The organism is Bartonella sp. MR168JLCBS (genome assembly GCF_042194175.1).
Map to the genome: position 1 here is coordinate 140347 of NZ_JBHIMP010000002.1, position 14699 is coordinate 155045.

A 14699-nucleotide genomic window follows, 5' to 3' on the forward strand; every position below is an offset into this window, starting at 1 on the left:
GATACTAGTTTTTCTAATGGTTGGTCTAATTTTACATCAATGAATTTTTCAAGCAGTGGATCACGACCTGGGTGTACCGTTGGAGATTATCTCTCTGCAGGATTTTCAATGGGACATAGGGGACATAATATAGGAGTGGTAATTGGTGGAGTTATGGGGGGTAACTGGAGGACCAATAGGCGCTGCGGAAGGTTTATGGTTAGGAGGAAGAGTTGGCTCTGCAGTAGGATTTGCTACAGGTATAGGAAATACAGCCTATGGATGTTATCGCTAATATAAAAATCAGCAGATATTTCTAAAATGAACAAGCTTGTAGGCATAATTATGTATCTACAAACTTGACAGGAAGGTTTAGGTACATAATTTTACAAAATTATATATTTAATTTGGATTTTTTTATGAGTGATATTATTCGTATTATTGCAGAATTATTATCTTCTACATGTGCTTTCTTTATATTTTTCTATGCAATGTTTTTACGGTATAAATTTAAAGGTTATAGTAACAAAGAAATTGTGAAAAAAATGTTTTTAAGCACATTTTTGTTCATTATATTTGTTATATTACTTTCTATAACAGTTTTTATTTGTATACGTTATTTATATGAAAAATGATTATTTATTATCTTTATATAATAATCTTTTTGATATTTTATTTTCAATATTTATTTTTATATTTTCATTTTCATTAATTTATAGATACAGTGGTGACAGTTGGAAAAATAGTATAAAGGAAGCGATTAAGACATTTAGTGGTTTATTTTTGTTATTTTTGGCGTTTTGTTTTATTTATGTTGCGTTTAAATATATTAGATATTAGTATTTATATTTAAATTATGTTTTATAAAAATGATTTTCATTTAAATAAGTTTATATTATTTGTAATTATATATAATTTTTATTTTATTATTATAAAATTTCTTTATGAAATTGCAATAATCATTTATTATAAAATACAGATGAATTTATGTGTATTTTATTGTTGATTTTTCTGTAACTATATTACATATGCGTTATATTTTATGATAAATGTATTTCATCTTTCTTGATGAAGATATATTTTTCTATTTTCATTGGAAAAATAAGCCTGTAAGAAATGCTTAATTTCCTTATTAGAGAAGTCTTCTTTCTTACTTTTATGATGAGATTTCTGAGCATAAAAAATATATGTAAAATCAATTATAGTATTTAAGTTTAGAATTTGAATTCAAATATTTTATCTATATGTCACGCGCTAAAAAGAGGCTATAAGTTGCTTTTGGGTGTTCAAAGAACTTGTCAGTAATGCTTATGGCCGTCGAGAGACGATAACTGATTTGTTCGTTTCCGCACGTCTCAAAATTTATTTTTGAAATAAGCTAATTTAGTAAATGTAACTTACTATACTTCTAGCCTCTACTCATTATCTTCAGAAAGAGGAAATGAGGCGATTTCTGTATCAAGTGCATCCATAAAATCGATAATAAAAGCAGCATTTGTCCCCAAATCTCTTGGCAAATAACGAGAAGCAGAACGCATATCAACGAAAGTAGTATCTCCTTCATCAGTTAAACGAATGATAATGTCTGAAATGAAACCAAGGTAAAAAGTTTTTGCCATTGTTTCAATATAAAGCGCATTTTCTTCACCTTTAAACTCTCGTTGTGCCACAACAGGCCAATCATAGGCTGCTAAAACATTGAGAACAGATTCGCGAATACGATCAGGTGAACCATCATAACGGCGCCCTGACATTTCTGGCCATTGTGAGATCTGTATTGCTGCTTGTTCAGTCAATACACTTTTGAGCGGTAAAGCATCGCTGGGACGTATTGTGCGAAAAAAAGCTGGCGGGCTTTGTGTGTCGGTAGAAATATCGTAAAGAGCCGGTAATGTAAACCAAAGTCCAAAAAATAACATCAATGGTGTAGCAGTTATTAATGAATAAATGATCCCTTTTAAAGCTTTCATTCCCCCTAGGGCTCCATAGACCCATAAGCTGTAAAGTGCTTTTACAGCAAGAAAAAGAGAAATAATCACACAGCCAGTAGAGATACCTATCAAAATTATGAAGTCGGTTACGTTAATGACGGAAAAACGTTGTAAAATGACTGAAAATAATAAAATAAAGAACGCCAATCCACCAAATCGAGGGGACCATACTGCTGCTCTTGAAACGAACCGAACATATCTCTTCTTCATGAAGTTTTTTCCCCTCAATTGTAAACTATAAGCCAAGTTTTTTCAGAGTGTATATCCTATAAAAAGCTTATGCTCATAAAACAAAAATAAAGCACTTATTTTTGAGGTCAAGGATGCGTAATGTCTTATAAGTTTCCAGCGATTATTTTGGCACTTCATTGAAGGTAATCAGTATTTCTTCTATAGTTTATCATGTCATTGATGCGAACTTTATGGGAATGTTTGTAAATAAAAAGAAATAAACTCAAATAACAAGTTTTACGGTTGTTAGCAGCATATTTATTTAGAATTTTGATTTTTCTCTTCTGATTGCGGGGAGTTTTTTCTGTCAGATAATGCGTATCAAATAGGATATGATTATGTGCAATAGAGATTTCATTCTACCTCAATAAAAATTTAGGGATATACAATCAGACAAACCTGAATTCGAATATTCGATTAATAGAGGAAAAAGATAACCATTTGGATAGGATTCGTTTATTTCGTATAGAAAGTAAGGTGTTGTACAAATGAGAGGTTAGTCCGTTTTTATTCATAAAATATGCGGCAGGTTGCAGATGAAAGGAAAAATTCACTTTCCTTTTTTGCAAGTGAAGAAGGGGCAAAAATACGTAAAATGACAAAACCTTCATTCAAATTTTTAGCAACCAAAACTGAATTGGCATTTTTTTTAGGTTTTGATTTTTTGAGTTCTATTATTTGTATTGGTTTTCCAATAATAAGATCGAGTGTATTATCAGGGGCTGTTCGGTCATTAAGGCTATAGAAAATAATTCCGTTGTGTGTGTAGGCTGCGAGTGACCAAAATTGTCGTGTTTTCAAAGCTTTTAAATGAACAGGCCCATTTTCAAGATTAAATCTGCAGACTTTAAGAAGAAAGAGTGGATCAGCAGATTGTTGAATAGGATTATCGGGAGTAAAAGCAACAAATTGATAAGGGGCTCCGGATTTTTTAAGTGCTGTCCATATATTATTTTGTGCCCAATAGGGGATCAGAAAGAGAACGCAAATATGAACGATAATAGCGCCAATGATTGCAAGAAGTGCGATATAAATGAATCTAGTCACAATTTATTTGTCCTGATGGAATTTGTTCTATTGAGGGCATTGTAAGCTTTTGTAATGCCGTTGCAGAGATGATTGAGGTATCGTATAAGGTAAGAATAAGCCCGAATTCTTTTTGACTAACTGTTGCAAGCCAATTGCCGGCTTGCGGTGTAGGTGAAATATTGATGTGCAATGAGCCATCATGCTCATAAGTAACAGCGTTCGTATGGAGTTCAAAAGGTATTTCTTTGGATGAAGTATAGGGCTTTAGGGATTTGTCAGCTGTATAAAGGGTAAAAAGACGGGTTTCAGGGATGGTTCCTTTGAGCAAATAATGACAGCGAGAGTGGAGTGGACGCCCTTGGTTATCTTGCCAAATCTGGAATTGAATACCTTCAGTACGTCCGAGTGAAACAATGCCTTGTTTAGCGGTGCGGGCGCGGGTATAGGGATCCATATTGGCGGTTCCCATTTTTGGATAAGCACTCCATTTTCCAATTCTAAAGCGTTCAAAATGAGAAAAGGAATTGAGCACATAATCGACACTTAGTTTTCCACATAAAATGGAAAAAGCGAAGATAAAAAAGAAAATGGTGATATTAAAAAACATTAGTGAATATCTTGAATTCAAAATGTTGAATCTCCAGTTGTTTTCATTTTCAAAGAAATTGCAGATGTTTTTTTCAGATCTTTGTTAATCAATCGCACGATATTTAATGTTTCAGGAGAAAGCGTAGAGGGTATCGGGGGAAAAAATTCAGAATCTGCATGGGAAGAAAGTACTGGGGGCTGATAAGGAAGGAGAGAATCTTTAACACCATAGAGCTGTTTGAGCATGATATTTTGATGTGCAGCAAGCATGATGCGATGCCATATCATGGCAGGAACGCCACCCCCAAAAGCACGATTCATCGGTGAAAAGTTATCATTTCCCATCCATACCGCTCCAGTATAATTGCCTGTAAAGCCAACAAACCAAGCATCACGATAGGATTGTGATGTTCCAGTTTTCCCAGCGACAAGAGTCATGGGCAGAGCAGCACGCTTACCAGACCCTCGTGTTGTGACACCCACCATCATTTGGTTCATATAGGCAGCTGATTGTCTGCTGAGAACTCGGTGTAACTTATTTCCGTTATGCTCGAAATCCCATATCACATGCCCATCGATTGTTCTGATTTGCATGAACCCATGCCGATTACCAGCTATCCCGCCATTCGCAAAGACATTAAAGCCAGTTGCTTGATCCATGGGGGTCATGTTGGAAGTGCCAAGAACCATCGTTTTGTGTGATAAAATATGCGCGTTAATCCCCATATTCTTGATGAGATCTATAATGGGTTTGGTATCGCGGTGAAGATATTGATAGGTGAGATACACAGGGACTGTATTAATGGAAAAAGCTAAAGCTGTTGCTAAATCAATTTTCCCCAAATAACGACCAGAATTATTTTTTGGTGTCCAACCTCCCCAATTAATAGGAGCATCTAAAACGATTGTTGAGGGAGAAAGTCCGTGTTCCAGTGCGGTTGCGTAAACATAAGGTTTGAATGAAGAACCAGTTTGCCGTCCGCCTTGTGTCGCTCTGTTAAATTGGCTCTTTTTATAATCTAGTCCTCCAACAATTGCGCATACGGCACCGTTATTATCGAGTATAACAGTGGCAGCTTGTGTTACGCGATATTGTTGACCATATTGATGTAAATGATATGCAATTGATTCTTCTGCTGCTTTTTGAATATTCGGATCAAGGGTCGTTTGAATAATTAAACTATGGCTTGGAAGTTGATTACGCATTTTTTTGACTTCCTCGAATGCCCAATCAAGAAAATAATCAGCCTGATTATTTTCTATTTGGGGAAGTGCCCTAGCAGGGTGGCGATGCGCATTGATAATCTGGCTCTTCGTCATAAAGCCACTATTAACAAGATTAGAAAGGACTACATTGGCACGTGTTTGAGCTGCAAAGAGATGACTATGAGGAGCATATTTTGTTGGAGCTTTAAAGAGTCCTGCTAACATAGCAGATTCACTTAAAGATACATGACGTATGTTTTTTCCAAAATAAAATTTTGCAGCTGCTGCAATACCAAAATTGTTTCCTCCCATATAGGCGCGGTCAAGATAAAGTTGCAAAATCTGTTTTTTGCTAAAATTTGCTTCTAGCCAAAGAGCAAGATAAGCTTCTTTGATTTTACGTGTTATGGTTCTCTCGTTTGTTAAGAATAAATTTTTAGCCAATTGTTGTGTGAGAGTTGAACCACCTTGCACTACACCTTTAGCTTGCATATTTTGTGAAATTGCCCGTGTAAGTCCTTGAAAATCAATACCCCAATGATCGAAAAAACGACGGTCTTCTGTAGCAAGAACCGCTTTAATGACAGTGTCAGGCATTTCTTCAACGGGGACAGAGATTGCCGGCAGTGCACCACGGTGCCCAATGGAATTTCCATAGCGATCTAGAAAAAGAATGGAAAAGTTTTTAGGAGAAGACCAATCTGTTTTGGTCAGTTCAAAAACAGAAATGCCCAAAATAGTGAAAAGAGTAAATCCCATCAACCCTAATGTCAGTATTTCATCGAGAACTTCAACGATAAAACGTTTCCATCCTTGAAGATGAAAATTTTGTGAGATGATTTTTGCCTTTTTCCAGAAAAAACTGTTAGCAGAACGAATGTGATAAAGCGCTGTATCTAATCGTGCGTCTAATTCAATGAGAGCAGGACTGTGAAATGGCTTACGGTGTTGCCTTTTCTTTTTTTTTAAAAAATCAAACATTTAAAGAGAGCCTATGGCAAAGAAATACAACCAAACAAATCTACAATAATTATATGGAGTAGAAGTATTTTTTTGCTATAGTGCTAACAGAGAAAGAGTTTATTTTAGAATTATTCATTTTTCGTAAGATAGTGTATTAAGATTTTATTATTTTATCTAATAAATTTTATTCTCATTATTAAAAATATTTTATTTTGAGTTTTTAAAAATTTAAAGTAATGTTAATGCATTCTTCTGTAAGATAGAGGATAAATTATTTCCATTTGTGATTTTTAAATCGACCCAAAAAAGCCATTATTTCTTTTATCCTTTATCAAGGAAGAGAAGAGGTGGGTTAGTGAAATATTTATGATGAAAAAAAAATTCTTGTTCGTAATAATAGCAGCTTTTTTAGGAGCAGATTCTGTTCTAGCTTCTGGGTGTGCTGAAGTAGGTAAGAAGGTTGCTGCGCAAGAGAGCGGGGTTCTCGTCCGTTCAAACCCAGTTGTTCAGGATGGAAAGGGCATGTGTGCAATTGTGATTGTTGTACCAGCCCGTAATGGGGAAAAGTTACGTCGTGTTGAGTTTTTTGTTCCTGCTGATTAGTCTTTGGCAGATGGTGTTGTGATGCGTATCTTAATCGTTGAAGATGATCGGAATCTTCATCATCAATTAGCAGAAGCTGTAAGACGTGCAGGATATGTTTCCGATAGTGCTTTCGATGGTGAAGAGGCTTATTTTTTAGGGAGCACAGAGTCTTACGACGCGGTGATACTTGATATAGGTTTACCGTATATTGATGGTATTCGTGTTGTTGAAAAATGGCGTCAAGAAGGGCACTCCATGCCTGTTTTAATGCTAACGGCGCGAGACCGTTGGTCTGATAAGGTGCACGGTATTGATGCTGGGGCTGACGATTATGTTGTGAAGCCATTTCATTTGGAGGAAGTGATGGCGCGTTTACGAGCATTAATTCGTCGCGCTACGGGACATGCGACAAGTGCATTATGTTGCGGAAATGTTTTGTTGGATACGAAGACGTCCCGTGTTTTTGTGGATGGTCAGTTGATTAAACTAACATCTTATGAATTCAGACTGCTTTCGTATCTCATGCATCATTGTGACAGGGTCATTTCAAGAACAGAACTTACTGAACATCTTTATGATCAGGATTTTGATAAGGACTCGAATACGGTGGAAGTCTTTGTAGGTCGGTTACGGAAAAAGCTTGGAGTGGATTTGATTGAAACTATTCGAGGAATGGGGTATCGCGTGAGAACGCTAGGTGATTAATGAATACTTTCGAAAAGAATAATTGGTGTAGGAGGTTCTTTTTTGTAATTACTCGATCTCTCAGTTTACGTGTTATGGTCTTATCAACATTATGGGTTGTTATTTCTCTTTTATCGATTTCTGCAGTAAGTATTTTATTTTATAAACGTTCAACTGAACAAAGCCTAGAGCGTATTCTTTCTGCTCAACTCTACAGTCTTATTGCAACAGTGACGGTGTCATCGGAAGGTACTTTGAGAGGAGGGGCTGGGATTGATGATATTCGTTATTCTGATCCAACAACAGGATGGTATTGGGAAGTTGTTGCGATATCTCATAATTTAAAAGGAAGATTGACATCCCCCTCATTGGGAACAGGCGAGATATTTACACCAAGTGATGTTGATATACCTTTTGACAATAAGTTCTTTCGCTCTTATCGGATAAAGGGGAACAATGGTCAAAAGCTACAAGTGATTGAGAGTGATGTTGTTCTTGATAATGAAAATCATATTGCACGTTTTCGGCTTGTTGGGAATATCGATGAAGCTCATGCCCAAGTAAAGGAATTTAAGCGAACTTTGCAAATTTTTCTTTGGAGTTTTGGTATCGGGAGTGTCCTTATTAATATTGCTATTATTTTCTTTAGTTTTCAACCGTTGAAGCTTATTCGGCGCGCATTGAATGATATTCGCGAAGGAAGAGTTCACTATGTGAATACGAATTTAGTAAGCGAAGTGATGCCGCTTGTACAAGAGATGAATGCTCTCATTAATAATAATCAGCGTATTATTGAGCGATTTCGCACACAGGTTGGTAATCTTGCGCATTCATTGAAAACGCCTCTATCCGTGATTATGAATGAGACAGATAAGATGCGCGGAGAAAAGGCTTGTTTGTTGAGAGAGCAAACGCAAATAATGCAAGCTCAAATCAATCATTATCTTCAGCGTGCGCGGATTGCAGCACAATGCGATAGTATTGTCTATCATACGTCTGTTCGCAGTGTGCTTGAACGTTTGGTGCGGGTTATGAAAAAGCTTAATCCTGAAAAACAAATTCAATTTATTATGGATGTTGATGATATTGTTTTTTCTGGAGAGAAGGAAGATTTAGAAGAAATTATAGGGAATTTGATTGAAAATGCTACTCAGTGGTCTCGAGCAAAGGTTTTGATCTCTTGTTGTTTAGAAGAAAATGTTGAAGAAACAGAATATTTTAGTATCTTTGTAGAAGATGATGGCCCTGGTTTAACAGAAGACAAAATGGAGGAAGCATTAAAAAGAGGGCGGCGGTTTAATGAAAGTAAACTAGGGGCAGGCTTAGGGCTAGCAATTGTTTCAGATATGGTCAGTGAATATGGTGGCAAGCTCTTTTTATCACGTTCTGATTTGGGTGGGTTGTATGCAAAAGTTTTATTACCTAAGATGGGAGAATAACATATTTTCTCCTTAAGCAAGAAATGTCTATAAAGTTTGTAAAGCAGTATTTTCAGATAATACATAAAGAGTAGGGAAACATTGTTTTTAGTTTCTTTGTTTAGTTGATATATATAAGAAAAATGGACAATAGATTTTATAATATTTTCCATGAAAAAATGAATTTTTATCAATTCACATCACTCTTCTCATGAAGAGGGTAAAATGTAAGCGAGACATTCTCTGTTCGTATTGGAAAAAAGTGATATGCTCTTATTAATTTTTGCAGCATTTTTTCTGACTTTTCTGGCAAGTATTCTTTTTCGTTCACTACGTTTTGACGATGAGATAAAGAAAGAATGGAAAGTTCAAACCGTGGATGGTTATAGAAGTCATAAGCATACGATTGAGTTTAACAAGCTTTATATGCATTATAAAAAAAGAAATATTCTTAAGGCTTTAAGTATTTTATTTGTTCTTCTTATGACATGGAATATTTATGGGCTGACAGGCAGTCCAGAAGTGAAAAGTTATTTTTTTAGCGAATTAATGGATAAGGATCCTAAAACTCTTAGTAAGCAAGAAAAGCTTATTCGTTTACAAGTTCTTTTTTTCCGTGCACCTCATGATGGCAAGCTAGCAGATGCGTTAGCGGTAGGGTATCTCGAAGAAAGCCTTTTTCAAGAGGCTGTGAATACTTATTTAGACGCACTTCGTTTGAATGGAGAAACAGCTCCAAGGCTTGTAGGATATGGTTTAGCATTGGTTGGTTATGAAGGGGGAGTGATAACACAAGAAGCACAAAATGCTTTTCAAAAAGCAGCAGATTTAGCGCCAACAGATTTTTATCCACGTTTATTGTTGGCCGATGCATTGCATCAAGCAGGAAAAACTGCGCAGGCAGTGCAATTTTTACAAAGCTTTCTTGATACAATGCCTGAAAATTTTTCAGGACAATCACGTGTTAAAAAAATGATGATTCAGTTACATGATTTATCGAGTGAGCATACAAAGAAAAGCAATCATCGCCAATTGAGATGATGAAATATAAAGAGAAATGCTGTTTAGAAAGACAAGAGAAGTAATCTCTTAGAAGTAGGTGTTTGTGAAGAAGATTGAAGAACAGAAATGAAGAATGTAAAGAGCGTGATATAAGTGGTTATAGGTTAAATAAAAATTGGTTGTAAAACTAAAAAAGGAAGAAAGATATTGATAAGCTTGTTAGCAAAGGTGAGGTATTGGATAAAAAGTTGCACCTATGTAGAAGATGTGCAAAGCTCTTAAAAAATGAAATATCGATACTCATTATAACATATTTAATTTTTTCGTAGAGTGTCTATGAAAAGTCAATCTTTAAAGAATTCTTCTTCGTTGAAGGTTATTTTAGAGCAGCGAAAAAAAAAGCGCTTGCTGATCATATTATTATGTTGTTTGGTTATGACAGTTGCAGCAAGCCTTATAGTGTATGCAATGCGTCATGCGGTCAGTTTTTTTAGAATGCCCTCTGAAATTACAAGAGAAGATATTTTAACGGGGCGCCCTTTGCGTTTGGGTGGCTTTGTTGAAAAGGAGACTGTTCAATATGTTGGAGAGAGAGGCGTTATTTTTTTTGTAACGGATAACAAAAAACATGAAAAAGTGGTTTTCAACGGTGCCTTACCGGATCTTTTTCGTGAAGGTCAGGGGGTGATTGTAGAAGGGCATTTCGATAAACAGGGTTTTTTTGTAGGGACGCGTATTTTAGCAAAACATGATGAAACTTATATGCCTAAAGAAACAGCTGATCGTTTAAAAAAACATTACATTATGGAGAAATAATTCGAGTGTGCTTGTCGAACTGGGTCATATTTTTTTAGCTGCAGCATTTTCAGTAAGCTTATTAGGGGCGTTCTTACCTGCTTTAGGTTTTTGGTGGAGAGAGCGTTTGTTAATGCAAACAGCTGTTCCTCTAACATATATCACTTTTACATTACTGCTTTTATCTTTTTTAGTGATAATTTATGCTTATGTTGTATCTGATTTTTCTGTTTTGAACGTTGTTGAGAATTCTCATTCAGAAAAACCGATGCTCTATAAAATTACCGGTGTTTGGAGCAACCACGAAGGCTCTATGTTGTTATGGGTTTTAAGTCTTGCTTTTTTTAGTGCATTGATGGCCTTTTTTAGCCAACATTTGCCAGAAGATTTTAAGACGCTTGTTTTAATTTGCCAAAGTTGGATTACAAGTGCTTTTCTTTTATTTATTCTTTTTGTATCCAATCCATTTTTACGTGTGAATCCACCAGCATTGCAGGGAAATGGTCTCAATCCTCTTTTACAAGATATCGCATTAGCAATTCATCCACCGCTACTTTATTTAGGTTATGTTGGTTTTTCACTCTGTTTTTCTTTTGCCGTTGCGGCATTGATTATGGGACATGTTGATAGAGTTTGGGCGCGTGGGATTCGTCCGTGGCTTTTACTTTCTTGGTGTTTTTTAACATTGGGTATTATGGTTGGCTCCTATTGGGCTTATTATGAGCTAGGATGGGGGGGCTATTGGTTTTGGGATCCTATTGAAAATGTTTCGTTTATGCCTTGGCTTTCAGGAACGGCTCTTTTACATTCTGCTCTTGTTCTCGAAAAACGAGAAATATTGAAAAGTTGGACTTTGTTTTTAGCGCTGCTTACTTTTTCTCTTTCTCTGATGGGAACTTTTCTTGTGCGTTCGGGGCTTTTAGTTTCTGTTCATAGTTTTGCTGTTGATCCAGCACGGGGGCAAGCAATTCTTGCGCTTTTATTTTTTTTTACGGGAGCGGCTTTTCTTCTTTTTGCTTTGCGCACCCCTATTTTAAAAACAGAAAGATTTTTTCAACCAATTTCACGTGAAGGGTTTATTGTTTTAAATAACTTGTTACTTACAACAATAACAGCAACAGTATTGATTGGTACGCTTTATCCTTATTTTATTGAGATATTAACAGGACAAAAAATTTCTGTAGGGGCTGCTTTTTTTAACCTTACCTGTGGACCGCTAATGATTTTGCTGTTGTTGTTTGTTCCGTTTGGAACAATGATGGCATGGAAACGCGGTGATTTTCTTGCAGTTTTTGAACGGTTATGGTTTGTTTTTGTATTGGCTGCTATCGTCTGTTTTATAATATTTTATGCGACATCTTTGCGTGATATCTTTGCAGTTTTAGGGATTGGGCTTTCAGCGTTTGTTTTTCTAGGCAGTTTAGCGGATCTATGGGGAAAGAGTGGATATGGCAAGAGAGCTTTTTCAATACGCGTTAAGAGATTTCTTGGATTGCCATGGTCTACTTTTGGTGCAGCAATAGCACATATGGGATTAGGTGTTACATTATTTGGTATTGTTTGTGTGGCAAGTTTTGGGCAAGAACGTATTTTAATCATGAACGTAGGGGATAGGGTGACGATAGCGGATAAAACGCTTCATTTTGATGCAGTGTATGAAGGTGTTGGTTCGAATTATTCGGCAATGGAGTTTTATTTTAAAATATATGAAAATAAAAACATTGTGGGTCATGTAACAGCCTCAAAGCGATTTTATTCAAGCCAAAATACATCAACAACAGAAGTTGGTCTTCAAAATCATGGCTTATCGCAGCTATATATTGTACCAGGACATACCGATAATCGGGGTCTTGTTGTACACATATGGTGGAAGCCTTATGTAATATGTATTTGGTTAGGGGCATTCATGATGGCTGTAGGCGGATGTCTTTCTCTTCTGGGGTATTGGTTTCGCATTGGCATGTACAATAGGGTACTGCTTGCTTTAAATTTTTGGAAAAGACATTGAGATGAAAAAAAATCTTTGGATTTTATTTTTTTTAATTGCAACGTTTCCTTTTCGATTAGCAATAGCAGTAGAGCCGGATGAGATTTTAAAGGATAAGGTTCTTGAAGCGCGAGCACGCCATATTTCATCACATTTACGTTGTCCGGTTTGTCAAAATCAATCAATTGATGATTCAGATGCTGCTCTAGCACGTGATTTACGGCTTTTAATTCGGGAAAGGCTAAAAATGGGCTATAGTAACCAGCAAGTCACTGACTTTCTTGTTGAACGATATGGTGAATTTATTCTCTTGAAACCACCATTGAATAAAATAACTTGGTTTTTATGGTTTTCGCCTTTGATCATCATCATCATTGGCACAAATATCATATTTTTCCACTTAAAACGGAATAATCATGAGAAAATAATGAGTTATCTGAATGAAAAAGACAGTCAAAAATGCCATTGCATTAAAAAAGATGTTACATAAAAGAAAAAATCGGCTCATCTGCAATGAGCATACAATCTTATTATAATTATATTAGGGGATACTGAAACCTTACAAAACTTTAATAATTTAGACAGAAAACGGTAAGGTCTAGTATTTTACAAACGGTAAGGTCTAGTATTTTATAAGTGATCGCAATTGGAATAAAGGTATAATTGAATAGGAGCATAGAGTAAATGATTAAAAAGGCTTTCTTTAAAACGTTTGTCGCAGTGAGTTTTTCTGCGATATTGGAAAGTGCACTGTTTTTTAGTGGATGTACATCAAGCTTGTTGATGACAAAGGCTCATGCAAGTTCTGTATTTACTTCGTTAATGCAACAACAGGGATTTGCCGATATTGTTGCTCAAGTGAAACCAGCAGTTGTAGCAGTACAAGTAAAGAGCAATAAAAAGAAAGAAGATAGGTTCTTTAGCAACTTTTTTAGTGGTCCAGGATTTGATCAATTACCAGACCAACATCCTTTGAAAAGATTTTTTAAAGAGTTTTATGATTTTGATAAACCTAAAAATAAATTTCCCCACCAATCACGGAGACTCCGTCCTATTGCTTTTGGATCGGGTTTTTTTATTTCGTCTGATGGTTACATTGTAACCAATGATCATGTGATTTCTGACGGAACAAGTTATACTGTTGTTCTTGATGATGGTACAGAATTGAACGCAAAGCTTATTGGGAAAGACCCCAAAACCGACCTTGCCGTATTAAAAGTAAGTGATAAAAGAAAATTTTCCTATGTTGATTTTGGTGATGATTCAAAGCTTCGTGTTGGGGATTGGGTTGTTGCCATTGGGAATCCATTTGGTCTTGGTGGAACTGTGACAGCAGGTATTGTTTCTGCACGTGGACGTGATATTGGCACTGGTGTGTATGATGATTTTATTCAGATTGATGCTGCTGTTAATAGAGGAAACTCTGGTGGCCCAACATTTGATCTTAATGGAAAGGTTGTTGGGGTTAATACAGCAATTTTTTCTCCTTCTGGAGGAAATGTTGGGATTGCTTTTGCTATTCCGGCAGCGACTGTAAAACAGGTTGTACAACAACTTATTGAAAAAGGTTCAGTTCAACGTGGTTGGTTAGGTGTTCAGATTCAGCCGGTAACAAAGGAGATTTCCGATTCAATAGGTTTGAAAGAAGCCAAAGGTGCTTTGGTCACTGATCCGTTAAAAGGGCCGGCAGAAAAGGCTGGTATTAAAGCGGGTGATGTAATTATTTCCGTGAATAATGAAAAGGTTGCTGATGCGCGTGATCTGGCGAAACGTATTGCAAATATTAAACCAGGAGAAACGGTAACCATAGGGATTTGGAGATCAGGTAAGGAGGAAAGTATCAAGGTTAAACTCGCTTCAATGTCTGAAGATGAAAGTAAGAAAGAGGCTTCAAAACATTCAAATGAACGGGGTGATTTAGATGAAACATTGGAAGATTATGGTCTGATTGTTATACCTTCTGATGATGGTGTAGGGGTTGTGGTAACGGATGTCGATACCGATTCAGATGCTGCAGATAAAGGGATACGCCCTGGAGATATCATTGTGACAGTAAATAATAAACCGGTTAAAAAAGTCTCTGATATTGTTAGCACAATCAAAAATGCTCAGCAGTTAGGACGAAAGGCTATACTCTTACAAGTGCGAACAAATGATCAAAATCGTTTTGTTGCTCTTCCAATTTTGAAAAAATAAGGCTTTAGTTGTAGGACAAATGTTTATTAAATGTTTGTCCTACAA

Annotated in this window: 13 protein-coding genes; 9 read left to right on the top strand and 4 right to left on the bottom strand. The window is 36.1% G+C overall.

Annotated elements, in window-relative coordinates:
• The first annotated feature begins 145 nt into the window (after positions 1-145).
• Positions 146-274, top strand: coding sequence for a hypothetical protein (locus ACFIK8_RS02600; protein WP_375668940.1), 129 nt, complete (start codon positions 146-148; stop codon positions 272-274).
• Between the two features lie 1120 nt (positions 275-1394).
• On the opposite strand, the gene ACFIK8_RS02605 is transcribed toward ACFIK8_RS02600, so the two are convergent.
• The 4 genes from ACFIK8_RS02605 to ACFIK8_RS02620 form a co-directional block, all read right to left on the bottom strand.
• The gene (locus ACFIK8_RS02605; protein WP_375668941.1) at positions 1395-2180 is read right to left on the bottom strand and encodes a DUF1499 domain-containing protein; all 786 of its coding nucleotides are present in this window, start codon (positions 2178-2180) and stop codon (positions 1395-1397) included.
• Positions 2181-2708: 528 nt separating this feature from the next.
• On the bottom strand, positions 2709-3248 hold the full coding sequence (locus ACFIK8_RS02610) for a hypothetical protein (RefSeq protein WP_375661281.1): 540 nt from the start codon (positions 3246-3248) through the stop codon (positions 2709-2711).
• Complete coding sequence (locus ACFIK8_RS02615) at positions 3241-3837, bottom strand: DUF1214 domain-containing protein (RefSeq protein ID WP_375652894.1); 597 nt, start codon at positions 3835-3837, stop codon at positions 3241-3243. Before ACFIK8_RS02615 ends, ACFIK8_RS02610 begins: the two co-directional genes overlap by 8 nt.
• Before the next feature lie 17 nt (positions 3838-3854).
• A complete protein-coding gene (locus tag ACFIK8_RS02620) occupies positions 3855-6005 on the bottom strand; it encodes a transglycosylase domain-containing protein (protein ID WP_375668942.1) in 2151 nt (716 codons plus the stop codon).
• Positions 6006-6353: 348 nt separating this feature from the next.
• Between ACFIK8_RS02620 and ACFIK8_RS02625 the strand changes: the two genes are divergently transcribed.
• The 8 genes from ACFIK8_RS02625 to ACFIK8_RS02660 all read left to right on the top strand — a co-directional run bounded on the left by ACFIK8_RS02625 (position 6354) and on the right by ACFIK8_RS02660 (position 14654).
• On the top strand, positions 6354-6590 hold the full coding sequence (locus ACFIK8_RS02625) for a hypothetical protein (RefSeq protein WP_375628179.1): 237 nt from the start codon (positions 6354-6356) through the stop codon (positions 6588-6590).
• A gap of 21 nt (positions 6591-6611) precedes the next feature.
• The gene (locus ACFIK8_RS02630; RefSeq protein WP_012754861.1) at positions 6612-7277 is read left to right on the top strand and encodes a response regulator transcription factor; all 666 of its coding nucleotides are present in this window, start codon (positions 6612-6614) and stop codon (positions 7275-7277) included.
• The gene (locus ACFIK8_RS02635) at positions 7277-8695 is read left to right on the top strand and encodes an ATP-binding protein (protein WP_375635739.1); all 1419 of its coding nucleotides are present in this window, start codon (positions 7277-7279) and stop codon (positions 8693-8695) included. Before ACFIK8_RS02630 ends, ACFIK8_RS02635 begins: the two co-directional genes overlap by 1 nt.
• A gap of 246 nt (positions 8696-8941) precedes the next feature.
• Positions 8942-9715, top strand: a complete 774-nt coding sequence (locus ACFIK8_RS02640) for a tetratricopeptide repeat protein (RefSeq protein WP_375635738.1) — start codon at positions 8942-8944, stop codon at positions 9713-9715.
• Between the two features lie 297 nt (positions 9716-10012).
• The gene (ccmE, locus tag ACFIK8_RS02645) at positions 10013-10492 is read left to right on the top strand and encodes a cytochrome c maturation protein CcmE (protein ID WP_375635737.1); all 480 of its coding nucleotides are present in this window, start codon (positions 10013-10015) and stop codon (positions 10490-10492) included.
• A gap of 7 nt (positions 10493-10499) precedes the next feature.
• On the top strand, positions 10500-12479 hold the full coding sequence (locus ACFIK8_RS02650) for a heme lyase CcmF/NrfE family subunit (RefSeq protein WP_375668943.1): 1980 nt from the start codon (positions 10500-10502) through the stop codon (positions 12477-12479).
• 1 nt (position 12480) lies between these two features.
• The gene (locus tag ACFIK8_RS02655; RefSeq protein ID WP_375635735.1) at positions 12481-12948 is read left to right on the top strand and encodes a cytochrome c-type biogenesis protein CcmH; all 468 of its coding nucleotides are present in this window, start codon (positions 12481-12483) and stop codon (positions 12946-12948) included.
• Between the two features lie 194 nt (positions 12949-13142).
• Entirely contained in the window at positions 13143-14654 is a 1512-nt protein-coding gene (locus tag ACFIK8_RS02660) for a Do family serine endopeptidase (protein WP_375635734.1), read from the top strand.
• Positions 14655-14699 lie beyond the last annotated feature (45 nt).